A 13,309-nucleotide genomic window follows, 5' to 3' on the forward strand; every position below is an offset into this window, starting at 1 on the left:
GTTGAGAAAGTCATTGGTCATTAAGTTAAAAAATGGAAAGTTTAACAGAAGCATGGACAAGCCAGCAACCAGCAACAACCCTATAAGTAATAACATCTAAAAAAAACCAACCATACCATTATGAGAAAACTACTATTACTCAGTATCGCATTGCTCATTTCTTCCCTGTGTGCCACAGCTCAATTTAGTAGGGGAACTGTAAAGGAAAGTCTGACCATCGATAGTAAGATCCTTGGAAAGCAGGTTAATTACACCATTTATCTGCCCTTCGATTATGAAACATCGAACCGTAAGTATCCGGTTTGCTATTTATTGCATGGATACACCGATAACGACATGGGCTGGATGCAGTTTGGTGAGGCGCATCTGATTGCCGACGAACTGATTGCTCAGCGTGAGATTCCACCCATGATTATTGCCATGCCCGACGGTGGCGTTTCCTTCTACATCAATAATTTTGACAATTCTGTTCGTTATGAAGATTTTTTTATTCAGGAGTTCATTCCTTCTATTGAGCGTACTTATCGCATACGCTCAGAGCGACGTTTTCGAGCAATTGCCGGCTTGTCGATGGGAGGCTACGGAACATTGAATTACGCACTGAAATATCCCGAAATGTTTTCAGCTGCCGTGGCTTTTAGTGCAGCCATATTTTCGGAAGAAAGCATGATGAATACCGACGAACAAGGTTGGGAACGCATTAACAAACAAATCTTCGGACCTTATCGCGAGGGGCGTGAACGACTTAGCGAACATTACCGAAACAACAATGCTTTCGATATTACCCAAGCGAAAGGGAGAGATGCCTATCGTGGCTTGCGACTGATGCTCGATTGTGGTGACGATGACTTTTTAACCAACGATAATGCGCGTTTGCACATTCATTTGAATGAAATGGAAATTGCTCATGAATTTCGTATGCGCGACGGAGCCCACAACTGGACTTACTGGCGAACCGGGCTGCCCGATGCACTGCAATTTATAGGAGCAGGCTTTCACCAGTTTTAAGCCGCTTTGCCTATTTCAATTCTCTCTTAAAGTTGAAATTCGATGCAGACTGCAGTGATTGGGCCTGCAGCAAGTGCTTTTTAATCTGACCAGGCAGGTTTCGCGTCGGAGGCATTGTGCTCAGGTCGATCAGATAACGACTGAAACCATAGCGTTCGAGCTTGCTTTTGTATTGTAGCAATGAAACCGGCTTTTCAGGTACAACCATGGTAATGCCGTCGCGTACAATTTTCCGGAAGCGCTCACCGGTTTTATCTGAAAAATATTCCTCTGTTTCTGCTTTCACCGGCATGCGTGAATAAAAAAGGTGAGGGTAGAAATACACGGGAATGATCCCATCGCGGTCGCTTCCTTTCGACAGATTCACGATGTCGTTTTCCAAAGGAAAAATATGGGCTGTTGCGCCTTGTTCCTTCACCAGTTGAATGGCTGCGTCGTTAAACAGATAGATGTTCTCGTTACTTATGAAGCGTGCACCTTTGGGTAAAATGTTTATCTGCGATAAATGACTGATAGAAAAATTATTGATGCCCGAATTCTTCATCTTTTGCAATTGCTCTTTGTAAAAAGAAGTGGTTCCTTCAGGAATGAATTTGGGCAATTCAATCCACAGATGCTGTTTGTTTTTCTGAATAAAGGAAAGCCGGGGATTGAACTTCTCCCAGTCGTTTCGCGAAAGATTCAGTATAAGCTCATTAAAATCTTCCGGGCGCAGCAACTTTAGCCAGTCAGGGCTGTCAACCCTTAGGTAGACCGTGATTTTGTCACGATTGCTTTTTTTCTGCAAAATGGTATTCCGCAGTTGATTTAGTTTGCCTTGAGGGCAGCGATCGTTAATCTTAACTCCATCGGTTTTGACCTTCGCATGAAATTTCAATTTCAATCCGGCCAAATACACTTCATCGCCGGGTTGAATAGAGCGTTCGGAGGTAGTGAGGGTGTAGCGATTCTGCTTTCGCTCCAGCTGGCTTACATTAACAACGGTTTGCCGGTCGTCGGTCCTGTTACGGAATCTTAAGCGGCAGGAAGGATTAATTTCCAATTCACTTTCAAAAGTGACTGTTTCGTTTTCAAGCGAACTTACTGTTCCTAATAAAAGCCCGGTATTGGCCGATTGTGTGATGGCTTCGTTTACTTTTTTCCCCAGAAAATATTCTGTTTTTTCGCGTCCCAGATCATAGTTTAGCAGGGCTTTGGCTGTTTCCCTTTTTTTCGGATCATCCATGGCCTGCCGATAGGCTGTTCCCACCTGAAAAACATATTCAGCCGGTTTCATTCTGCCTTCCACCTTTAACGAATCGATGCCCAGTTGCTGAATATAGGGCAGCTGATCGATCAGTTGATTGTCTTTTAAGCTGAAAAAATAACTTTCTTCCTTGTGCTGGGTATAAATTCTGCGGCAAGGTTGGGTGCAAAGGCCGCGGTTGGCACCTGCTCCGCCCAGAAAACTGCTAAACAGGCACATGCCCGAAAAAGAATAGCAAAGGGCGCCATGGATGAATAGCTCAAGTTCGCATTGTTTTTTTGTGGCAATTTGTTCCAGTTCAGATCGGGTAAGTTCGCGTGCCAGTACGACTCTTTCAATGCCCATTTGTGCTGCGTGCGCTACGCCCGCCGAGTTATGATTGCCCATTTGTGTACTGGCATGCAATTCGAGTGAAGGGAAAAAGCGACGGGCGAGATAATACACGCCCCAGTCCTGTATGATAATGGCATCGGGTTTAATTTGCGAAAGAACAAACAAGGTATCAGCCAGCTTATTGATTTCACCATTTTTGATCACGGTGTTCAGGGTAATATAAACCTTCACTTTATTCTTTCGGGCAATTTTTATCATGGAGCCAAGCTGCCATGGCGAGAAATTACTGGCACGTGAACGCGCATTAAAAGAACGAAGGCCCAGATAAATGGCATCGGCTTTTGCTTCGAGGGCCGCATAAAAAGCTTCGATATTGCCAACCGGCAACAGCAGTTCCGTCTTCGATGTTTGTTTCTTTTGCATCGGTGTAAAAGTAGTTCAAAGCTTTAAATCAGAAAAACAGACCGGCAACTTTCGAAACAATAAAGGCCAGTATCCAGGCAAGGCTTGTAGCATAAGTAACGTTGAAAAGGGCCCATTTCCACTTTCCTGTTTCCTTTCGGATGGCAGCAATTACAGCGATACAGGGAATGTAAATCAATACAAAAACCAGCAGTGCCAGGGTGGTAGGCTGGGTGAAGATTTTCTGTCCCTCAAGTTTTCCGTTGTCGAAACGCTGATCCTGTATGGCTTCGCTGAGCGATTGCCCCTGGTCTCCAGAATAAAGGACGCCCATGGTGCTGATAACTATTTCTTTAGCAATCACACCCGACAAGAGGCTTACGCCAATTTTCCAGTCGAAGCCAATGGGGCGGATTACCGGTTCAATTGTTCGTCCCATACGTCCCAGGTATGAATTGTATTGTTGGTTCTGACTGATTTCAAACTCCATTTGATTGCGCACGCGGATCAGACTGTCGAGTTGTTGTTCCTGGTAGGATACAGGAACTTCTTCTTCGACCTGGGCCAGTTGGACGCTGATTTTCGAAAGTTGTTCCTTTTGTTGTTCAATGCTTTCGTTGGTTCTGGGAAAATAGCTTAGAAACCAAACGATGATGGAAGCCCAAAGAATCACACCTCCCATTTTTTTGAGGTATTCTCTGGCCTTGGTCCACATGTGGCGTAGGGTCGATTTCAACGTCGGAATACGATATGGGGGGAGTTCCATCACAAACGGAGCCTCTTTCGACCGGAACATGGTTTTCTTTAAAAGCAAGGCGGTTAATATCGAAACCAGAATCCCGGCCAGGTAAATCAGAAAAATTACAGTTCCGGCAGAGTCGGGAAAAATAGCGCCGGCAATGAGTATGTAAACCGGAAGGCGTGCGCTGCACGACATAAACGGAATAATCAGGATGGTTAAAAGGCGGTCACTGCGGTTTTCCAATGTGCGGGTCGACATAATGGCCGGCACATTGCAGCCAAAACCCATTATTAAGGGAATGAATGATTTTCCGTGCAGCCCAATCAGGTGCATCAGCTTGTCCATGATAAATGCTACCCGCGACATGTAGCCGGTATCTTCCATCAATGAAATAAAAAAGAAAAGAATCACAATGTTGGGAAGGAAAACCAAAACACCACCAACCCCTCCAAAAATGCCATCAACAATCAAATCTTTTGCAGGGCCTTCCTGCATGATGCTGCCAAATAGCTGTGCCAGCCAGCTCACTCCTGAATCGATCCAATCGGCCGGAAACTGCCCAAGGGAAAAGGTTCCCTGAAACATTATCCATAAAAACAGCAGAAAAATGGGGAATCCTGTATACTTTCCCGTTAATACCTGATCGATTCTTTGAGATGTTGATTTACTTTTCTGGGTTTTTTTGATCTTCAATGTTTCCTGAAGGGCACCGTTTATAAAGCCATAGCGGGCATTGGTAATCAGGGTTTGCGGATGTTCTTTCATAAGATGCTCCAAGCGATGCATCTCTTTTTTTGCAGTGGCAATTACCTGATTGGCATTTTCGAGGTATTGAATGTTTTCTTTGGTATGCTCATCGTCTTCGAGCAGGCGCAATGCAAAGTAGCGCGATGAGAATTCGCGAACATAATTGGCTGCCTTCCATATTTCTTTCTGAATGACGTTGATTGACTGTTCGAGTTCGGGGCCATAGTTGATATGGATGTGTCGTTGCACCGGTTCATTATTTTCGGCTACTTCGATGGTTTTGGCCATTAAGCGATCGCATCCGGTGCGTTTCGACCCGATGGTCCATACGGCGGGTATTCCGGTAATTTTTGCAAACTGATCAATGTCAAAACGATCTCCCTTTTTTTCCATCTCATCCTGCATGTTCAATGCAAGTATTACCTGGATGTCCATATCGATGAGCTGAGTGCTAAGGTAGAGGTTGCGTTCAAGATTTGTTGAATCTACCACGTTGATCACCACATCGGGATGAGCTTTCAGCAAATGATCACGAACAAAAAGCTCGTCGGGCGAATTGGGTGAAAGGGAATAGGTGCCGGGCAAGTCGGTTAAATGAATAAGGTAGCCATTCATTTTAATTTTTGCCTTTTTGGCGTCGACAGTTACACCGGAATAATTTCCCACATGTTCATTTCGGCCCGAAATGGCATTGAAAATCGATGTCTTACCTGAGTTGGGATTGCCCACAAAAACCACCTTTAATTCTTTGGGCGTATTCAGTACTTTTTTGATTTGTTTATTAAACGAAAGCGTACCATTGTATGAGGCATTTACCTCATCGACCGTTTCGGCCGGAACCACTTCGATTAATGCGGCCTCACTCCGTCGCAGTGAGATATGATAGCCCATGATTTCATACTCGATGGGATCGCGAAATGGTGCATTTTTAAGGACATGTATTACTTTTCCCCGCACGAAACCCATTTCGGAGATGCGTCGGCGAAAACTGCTGCGTCCGTTAACTTTTTTAACGATCACACTCTTTCCTGCTTCAATATCTCTTAGCGTATACAATTCAGTCCCCATTTGAAGCGCCAAAAATAGCAAAGATTTCACTTGCTCTAAACTTATCAAGACTTTTTATAAATAAGCAGATGAAAAATCATGCTTTTTCAAGTGTTTTTGACAAAATGTGAATAGTGAAATCGTAATTCAGTTAGCAGTTATCCAATCAATTCTTTGAAGAAATAAAAGGTAATCATGCCTGCGGTAACCAATTTAAGCAGCGTGCCTCCCAAAAAACCCACGAAGGCTCCAAAGCCCGAACGCAGTGCTGCATTTCCTTCTTTCCCATCCATCAGTTCACCAATAACAGCACCTGCAAAGGGACCGATAATAATTCCAAAGGGTGGAAACAAAAAAAGTCCCAGCACCAGACCGATCATGCTGCCCCAGATGGCCTTTTTGCTGCCTCCGTATTTCTTGGTCCCCCAAATGGGAATGACATTATCAAGCACCGTAACCACTATGGCAATGATGGCCCATACAATCAAAAATTGTGATGAAAATTGGTGTTTTTCAGTGAAATGCAATAGCAAAATCCCGACGTAAGAAATGGGAGGGCCCGGCAATACAGGTAAGATACATCCGGCAAGACCAATCAAAAGGAAAATGATTCCCAAAGTAATAAGTACAATATCAAGCATCGTTTTTTTTGGCTATAAATATAAGTTTTAGTTTTTAGGCGAATATAGTTTTTGAGAGCAAATTATCGGCGCTGTATGTGATTGCTTCGCCAGTGCTTATCAATTTTGGTAAAATATTGCTATTTTGTCGCTCCGCTAAATCTAATGACCAATTTTATGCAAATGTTTTCTGAATGGCTGAGTCGACTTGACTCCTTGATCGGTGGATCCCAGTGGTTTGTATTTCTGCTATTGGGAACCGGTTTGTTTTTCACGCTTTATTTACGTTTTCCACAGTTCCGATATTTTGGTCATGCCCTTAAAATAGTCAGGGGAAAATTCGATAAGGAAGGAGACCAGGGAGACACTTCCCATTTTCAGGCTTTAACCACTGCCTTGTCGGGAACTGTAGGTACAGGCAACATTGCCGGAGTTGCACTGGCCATTCATTTGGGCGGGCCGGCAGCACTTTTCTGGATGCTGGTCACCGCTTTTCTGGGGATGACTACCAAATTTGTTGAAGTTACCCTCTCGCATAAATACCGCGAAAAAGCCGAAGATGGGACCATCGCCGGCGGCCCCATGTTTTATATGAAACACAGACTGAATATTAAAACCCGCAAGGGGAAGCTGATAAAAACGGGTTACTGGATGGGAGCCTTGTTTGCTGTAGCTACCATCTTTTCTTCTTTCGGAACAGGTAGTTTACCTCAGATCAATTCTATTTCAAATTCTGCTTTTGCCACCTTCGGTATCAATAAAATTTTAACCGGTGCTGTGCTTTCTGTTTTATTGGGTTTTGTAATTATTGGAGGAATCAAGCGCATTGCGAAAGTAACGGCACGGCTGGTGCCCCTGATGGCTGTTGTTTACTTTGTAGGTGCATTTGCGGTCATTTTCTTCAATTATGAAAATATCGGGCCATCGATGCTGGCCATTGTTGAAGATGTTTTTTCAGGAACAGCAGCAACCGGCGGGTTTTTAGGTGCCGGTTTTGCCTTTGCCTTTAACCGGGGGGTTAACCGCGGACTGTTCTCAAACGAGGCTGGACAGGGTTCGGCTCCTATTGCACATGCCGCAGCAAGGGCGCACGAACCGGTTTCGGAAGGCATGGTTGCCTTGCTTGAACCATTTATCGATACCATCATCATTTGTACCGTAACCGGACTTACCCTGCTTTCATCGGGGGTGTGGACCGAAAAACTGGATAATCGCTTTCAGGATACCGATCTTTTAATATTTGAAGGCCATTACAGCGATGAAAGCGCCGACGATGTTAAAACCCTGAAAAACTATCTGATGAAGGGAACCGGTATTGAGCATTTTAATGGTCAGATGCAGGTGAGCGAAGGAAATATTGTTCAAGAGGGACTTACAGTTTTTCATGCTCGTTCAGTTGCCGAAAATGTAAAGGTTTACAATGGCGATCAAAGCCTTTTCACAGGGATGCTCGAAGTAAACAATGGCAAATTGCCTCAGGGCTATTATATGGAGGGAAAGTCGTTGATACACAGTGCGCCTCTGACAACCGAAGCTTTTGCCCGCAGCTGGTTTGGAAATTGGGGACGATACATTGTAACCATTGGCTTATTGCTTTTTGCCTTCTCTACCGCCATCAGCTGGTCGTATTACGGAGGGAGAGCTGTCACTTATCTATTTGGAATAAAGTACGTAATGATTTACAGGGTCATTTATGTGATTGGCTTTTTTCTGGCGGCTTTTGTCGATACTACCATCGTTTGGATTTTCTCTGGAATTACCATTGCCTTTATGACCATTCCCAACCTGTTTGGAATTTTAATTTTGCGTCGTGAAATGAAAAATGAAATTGATGGATTTTGGGGGGAATGGGATCAGCGTTTTCCAAAGAAGAAACTAAAATAGCAAGCGTTCTTTTATGAATTTATACTAATTTTGCACCCTAAAGTTAAGGCAAATGAAGTTCAGGCTTACACAGCTATTCGACAACGACGATTTTTACAAAAAACTACGGGTTTCCATAGCTAAAATTGCTACTGAAGTTGATGTGAAACAAGTGAATGCTTTGCTTTATTTCAACGGGGCGAATACCATCAGACGCGACATGGTCTTTCTGATCGATATGGCGCTGGTCAACGATTTCTTCGAGGAACTGCATCAGCTTTCAACCTGTAACTTCCTTATTTTTGTTTATTCCGAAGCCGACGAGCTGATGCATAATCAGCATGTCGAAAAATTAGCCGATCATTATTTACCACTAGGCTTTAATCAGGCAGAACTGTACGGGGCGCTAAGTCTGGCGCGAAAACTATTAAAAGGTCACGCCGAAACTATATTCCCCCGAAAGCTGGTCAATACTTCAGTCAGTGAAATAGAACAATTACTCAACAGCATTCATCAGCGGGTTTTCTGGAAAAATAGCAATGGACAATATGTAGGATGCAACGGGAGTTTTGCCGACGATTTTCAGGTAAACAGTGTTGACGACATCATTGGCAAAACCGACGATGATCTGTTGGAAGAGAAGAGCGCTATTGAGTTTTCTGCCTACGACCATCGAATTTTGGCAGGTGGCGATAAAATTGAAGGTTTTGAAAAGGAAATTGCTTTTAAAGATGGAAGTCGCAAATGGCTTCGTATAAGCAAGTATCCGCATAGGAAAGAGGGGGTGCTTATCGGACTGATTGGTCATTATGTTGTGGTGTCGCATGAAGAAAAAGCAAACGATCAGCAATTTACCAACGATCAGCTGCTCGATGCCCTGATGAATAATATTCCCGACACCATCTACTTCAAAGACGCCGAAAGCCGGTTTATAAAAGTTAATAAAGCCCAGGCCCATCTTATTGGAATTGAATCGGAAGAAGAAGCTGTTGGAAAAACCGATTTTGATTTTTTTAACCATGAAATGGCCCGTGAAAGCTTCGCAGCCGAACAACAAATTGTGTTCGACGGAACACCACAAAGTGCGCTTGAGAATGTTGGTACCAGCGATGGTACTTTCCGCTGGATGAATTCCATCAAGGCACCTGTTAAAAATCAACAGGGTAATGTGATAGGTCTTGTCGGGATTTCAAGGAATGTAGATGAACAAATAAAAATAGAACAGGAGCTCATTGATGAACGTGATCTGTTACAGTTGTTGATTGATCACATTCCTGCTCCAATTTTTCTGAAAAATGCAAATTTGGAGTTTACCCGGGTCAATAAAGCTTATGTTGAGTTAATGGGATTGAAACACCATGACGAAGTGCTTGGTAAGACCGATTTTGATTTTTATCCACCTGAATTGGCTGCACAATTTAAAAAATCGGAAGAAGAAATTTTTATATCAGGCATACCTCAGCTTGACCATCTGGAACAGCTTCATTTTAAGCATTTAGGTGAAAGGTGGATGTCGACCAGCAAGATGCCCATGGCGCATCATGGCGAAAAATACAAGGGAATCATTGGTATTTCGTACGATGTAAGTAAGCAGGTTAAAAACATCATGCAGTTGAAAGAGGCCTGGTCGAAAGCTGAAGTTGCCAGCAAAGCCAAAAGTGAATACCTGGCCGGGATGAGTCATGAAATACGCACTCCGCTTACCAGTGTAATTAACATGGCCGAAGTACTGATGATGTCCGATCTAAATAAAGACCAGCATAAATTTGCTCAGATCATCTATAATTCAGGGCATAACCTGCTAAAGCTGGTCAACGATCTACTCGACCTTTCAAAAATAGAAACCGGAAATGTTGAACTGGATCCTCATCCATTCTCTGTGAGGGGACTTGTCAATGAAGTGATCGACATGCTTGGCATGGCGGCTGAATCAAATGGGAACAGGATTACATCCAATGTGGATAAGCAGGTTCCTGATCAGCTAATTGGTGACGATTTCAGGTGTAAACAGGTACTGATCAATATCGCAGGAAATGCCATTAAGTTTACCAAAAATGGAAAAGTACACATCGAAGTAAAACGTGTTAGTGAAAGCACAAAACACAGCGAATTGTTTTTTAGTGTTAGTGACACTGGGATAGGTATTGCCCCTGAAGTGGTAAATAAAATTTTTGATACCTACGGACAAGCCGACCGAAGCATCGCCAAGAAATTTGGAGGTACCGGTTTAGGACTGTCAATCAGTAAGAAACTTGTAAATATGATGGGTGGCGACATCGAAGTTGAAAGTGAACCTGGTAAAGGAGCCCGCTTTTCTTTTAATATCAGCTTTGATAAAGCCAGCGTGAATGAGCACACCCTTTTATAAACCGATTGTAAATGAGTAAAAAATATAGATTTCTGATTGCCGACGATAATAGAGCCAATGTGAAAGTGGCTGAATTCATACTAAAACCGCTGTCAAGCATAACCGATGTGGCTGCTAACGGACAGGAGGCACTTGAAAAGTATATGGAAAATCGATACGATGTAATACTCATGGATGTGCAAATGCCGGTGATGAATGGTTATGAGGCTACACAGAAAATTCGCCATTTTGAAAAGGAACTGAATTTGGAGAAATCAGCAATCATCATTGCAACAACTGCAAACAATCAGCCCGAAGAAGTTGAAATGAGCAAACGATCAGGAATGAATGATTTGTTGGTAAAGCCTTTTACAGCAGCCGATATTCTGGCTGTGATTGATTAATGGTTGTTTTTACCATCTTTTTACTCATTATTTTGAAGAAAACTAAATATGACGGCAATATATCCCGTTAATTTTGAAGAAAAAATTGGATTTGACCGGATTCGTGAATTGCTTGCTGCCTATTGTCTCAGCCCGATGGGACAGGAGGAAGTGACTGATTTGCGTTTTATGAACGATTACAAGGCCATTAATCACCAAAGCGATCTGGTGAGCGAATTTCTTGTAATTATAAAAGAACACGATACCTTTCCAACCAGCCATTATTTTGACCTCCGGACAGCGCTGCAGAAAATACGAATCGAAGGTACTTTCCTTGAAACAAGCGAGTTGTTTAATCTGCGCCGTTCGCTCGAAACACTGCGGGGCATTGTGAATTTCTTCAATGGAGAAGATGCTGAAAAATTCCCGAATCTGAAAGCATTGACTGCCGATGTTCGGGTGTTTGGAGCTACCATCAAAGCCATCGATGCAATTTTGGATAAGCAGGGAAAAATAAAGGACAATGCGTCACCCGAATTGCACCAAATACGCAAACAAATTTTTGCCCTACAGGGAAGCATTCACAAGAAAATGCAACAAATTGTCCGTCAGCTTCAAAACGATGGAATTATCGATGCAGATACCACGGTTGCCATGCGAAACGGACGCCCGGTGGTTCCGGTTGTGGCGGCCAACAAGAACAAATTGAGTGGTATTATTCAGGATGAATCATCAACCGGGAAAACTGTTTTTGTGGAACCGGCGGCCATTGTCGAAATGAATAACCGCATACGTGAATTGGAAAATGCCGAAAAGCGGGAGATTGTTAAAATTCTGCTTGCATTTTCAAATGATTTACGCCCCGATGTTGATGAGTTGATGGCACTTTATGTATTCATGGGTAAGATCGATTTTATCAGGGCGAAAGCTTTGCTGGCACGTGAATTCGATTGTGTTAAACCGGATATTAAAAACGAACCGTTTTTCGATTGGCACCAGGCACGGCATCCTTTGCTGATGAAAGCCCTGGCGCGCGAAAAACGTGAAGTGGTTCCCCTGAAGCTGCGTCTTGACGAACCCAACCGGATTGTTTTAATCTCAGGACCCAATGCCGGTGGAAAATCGGTGTGTCTGAAAACAGTAGGAATCATTCAATACATGCTGCAATGTGGCTTATTGATTCCGATTTCCGAAGGTTCGAGGGTAGGGATCTTTCAGTCGATTTTTATTGATATTGGCGATGAGCAATCAATCGATAACGATTTAAGTACCTATTCATCGCATTTGATGAACATGAAGTTCTTTACCCGCAACTGCAATGATAAATCGTTGGTGCTGATCGATGAATTTGGTACCGGTACCGAACCCATGCTGGGAGGCGCCATTGCCGAAGCCGTGCTGAACCGCATGAATCAGCTCGGCACTTACGGGATTATTACAACTCATTACACCAACCTGAAACATTTTGGCTCGTCGAACAAAGGCATTGTTAATGCAGCGATGTTGTACGATTCAACCGAAATGCGACCGCTTTTTCAATTGCAGGTAGGAAAGCCCGGCAGTTCGTTTGCTTTTGAAATTGCCCGAAAAATTGGTCTTTCGGAGGATATTCTTCAGGAGGCAACCGAGAAGCTGGGAAAGGAACACATCGACTACGACAAAAACCTACGCGAAATTGTTCGCGATAAACAATACTGGGAAAGCAAGCGAAACCGGATCCGCAAGGTAGAGCGTTCGCTCGACACCTTGAGCGATGAGTACCGGAATGAGCTGGAAAACACACAAAAATTACGTAAGGAAATCCTCGCTGAAGCTAAAAACGAAGCCCGGAAAATTATCGACGATGCCAACCGGATGGTTGAAAACACCATTCGGGAAATCAAAGAAAGCCAGGCTGAAAAAGAACGTACTAAAGTAGTACGCAAAAAACTCAGTGAAACAAAGGAACAACTCAAAACAGTTGATCCTGATGACGAAGCGTTCATTGCCCGTAAAATTGAGCAATTGAAACAGCGGGAGCAAAAAAGGGGAAAAAAGACCAAAAAAGCAGAACAGCAGCAAACACAGACAAAGAAAAGTGCGGTTAAACCAAAGTTTCATCCTGGCGATAAGGTACGCCTGAAAGAAACAGGCAATGTGGGTGAAATCATTGATATTGACCGTCAGAAAGTGGTAGTGGCACTGGGAAATCTTGTGTCTACTGTTGTACTTGAACAGATAGAGCCAGTCAGCAACAATGAAGTGAAGAAGGCAGAAAAAGAAAGGCGCATGCAACCCAAAGCCGATTCGCTTCAGCGAACCAATCAGCTGATGGGCAAAAAGCTTGAATTTAAACCCGATATCGATGTACGCGGGCAGCGGGCCGATGAAGCCTTAGCTAATATTCAGGCTTTTATCGACGAAGCCATTATGGTGGGGGCCCCGCGTCTGCGTATCCTTCATGGAAAAGGCTTTGGCATACTGAAGGAAGTAATCCGAAATTATCTGAAATCGGAGCCTGTTGTATCGTCATTCAGAGATGAACATGTGCAATTTGGCGGAGCAGGTATCACCATTGTCGAACTTGATTAG

The 13,309-nt window shown here is 43.5% G+C and carries 8 protein-coding genes; 5 read left to right on the forward strand and 3 right to left on the reverse strand.

The window, feature by feature from the left end; all coding sequences use genetic code 11:
• Window positions 1-120: 120 nt before the first annotated feature.
• Window positions 121-1,008 (forward strand): alpha/beta hydrolase, encoded by an 888-nt coding sequence (locus FHS86_RS06580; protein ID WP_429412182.1) that lies wholly within the window; start codon window positions 121-123, stop codon window positions 1,006-1,008.
• Between the two features lie 10 nt (window positions 1,009-1,018).
• Here FHS86_RS06580 and FHS86_RS06585 read toward each other — a convergent pair whose 3' ends face one another.
• The 3 genes from FHS86_RS06585 to FHS86_RS06595 form a co-directional block, all read right to left on the reverse strand.
• Window positions 1,019-3,010, reverse strand: a complete 1,992-nt coding sequence (locus FHS86_RS06585; RefSeq protein ID WP_429412183.1) for a peptidase U32 family protein — start codon at window positions 3,008-3,010, stop codon at window positions 1,019-1,021.
• Window positions 3,011-3,038: 28 nt separating this feature from the next.
• Complete coding sequence (feoB, locus tag FHS86_RS06590; protein WP_429412184.1) at window positions 3,039-5,576, reverse strand: ferrous iron transport protein B; 2,538 nt, start codon at window positions 5,574-5,576, stop codon at window positions 3,039-3,041.
• Window positions 5,577-5,683: 107 nt separating this feature from the next.
• Window positions 5,684-6,166 carry a DUF456 domain-containing protein gene (locus FHS86_RS06595; protein WP_429412185.1) on the reverse strand — a complete coding sequence of 161 codons (483 nt, stop codon included), beginning with the start codon at window positions 6,164-6,166 and terminating at the stop codon, window positions 5,684-5,686.
• 156 nt (window positions 6,167-6,322) lie between these two features.
• Between FHS86_RS06595 and FHS86_RS06600 the strand changes: the two genes are divergently transcribed.
• From FHS86_RS06600 to FHS86_RS06615, 4 genes are read left to right on the forward strand one after another with little or no spacing between them, the layout of a single operon-like run.
• The gene (locus tag FHS86_RS06600; protein WP_429412186.1) at window positions 6,323-8,029 is read left to right on the forward strand and encodes an alanine/glycine:cation symporter family protein; all 1,707 of its coding nucleotides are present in this window, start codon (window positions 6,323-6,325) and stop codon (window positions 8,027-8,029) included.
• A 52-nt stretch (window positions 8,030-8,081) separates the two neighbouring features.
• The gene (locus FHS86_RS06605; protein ID WP_429412187.1) at window positions 8,082-10,376 is read left to right on the forward strand and encodes a PAS domain-containing protein; all 2,295 of its coding nucleotides are present in this window, start codon (window positions 8,082-8,084) and stop codon (window positions 10,374-10,376) included.
• An 11-nt stretch (window positions 10,377-10,387) separates the two neighbouring features.
• Window positions 10,388-10,759, forward strand: coding sequence for a response regulator (locus FHS86_RS06610; RefSeq protein WP_429412188.1), 372 nt, complete (start codon window positions 10,388-10,390; stop codon window positions 10,757-10,759).
• 48 nt (window positions 10,760-10,807) lie between these two features.
• Window positions 10,808-13,309 carry an endonuclease MutS2 gene (locus FHS86_RS06615; RefSeq protein WP_429412189.1) on the forward strand — a complete coding sequence of 834 codons (2,502 nt, stop codon included), beginning with the start codon at window positions 10,808-10,810 and terminating at the stop codon, window positions 13,307-13,309.

Origin of the sequence: Roseimarinus sediminis, from assembly GCF_050433125.1 — a bacterium.
Classification (GTDB): domain Bacteria; phylum Bacteroidota; class Bacteroidia; order Bacteroidales; family Prolixibacteraceae; genus Roseimarinus; species Roseimarinus sediminis.

What these genes read in the sequence shown, in the direction of transcription:
- FHS86_RS06580 (WP_429412182.1), top strand. Translation starts at nt 121, where the DNA reads ATGAGAAAACTACTATTACTCAGTATCGCATTGCTCATTTCTTCCCTG.
- FHS86_RS06585 (WP_429412183.1), bottom strand. Translation starts at nt 3,010, where the DNA reads ATGCAAAAGAAACAAACATCGAAGACGGAACTGCTGTTGCCGGTTGGC.
- FHS86_RS06595 (WP_429412185.1), bottom strand. Translation starts at nt 6,166, where the DNA reads ATGCTTGATATTGTACTTATTACTTTGGGAATCATTTTCCTTTTGATT.
- FHS86_RS06600 (WP_429412186.1), top strand. Translation starts at nt 6,323, where the DNA reads ATGCAAATGTTTTCTGAATGGCTGAGTCGACTTGACTCCTTGATCGGT.
- FHS86_RS06605 (WP_429412187.1), top strand. Translation starts at nt 8,082, where the DNA reads ATGAAGTTCAGGCTTACACAGCTATTCGACAACGACGATTTTTACAAA.
- FHS86_RS06610 (WP_429412188.1), top strand. Translation starts at nt 10,388, where the DNA reads ATGAGTAAAAAATATAGATTTCTGATTGCCGACGATAATAGAGCCAAT.
- FHS86_RS06615 (WP_429412189.1), top strand. Translation starts at nt 10,808, where the DNA reads ATGACGGCAATATATCCCGTTAATTTTGAAGAAAAAATTGGATTTGAC.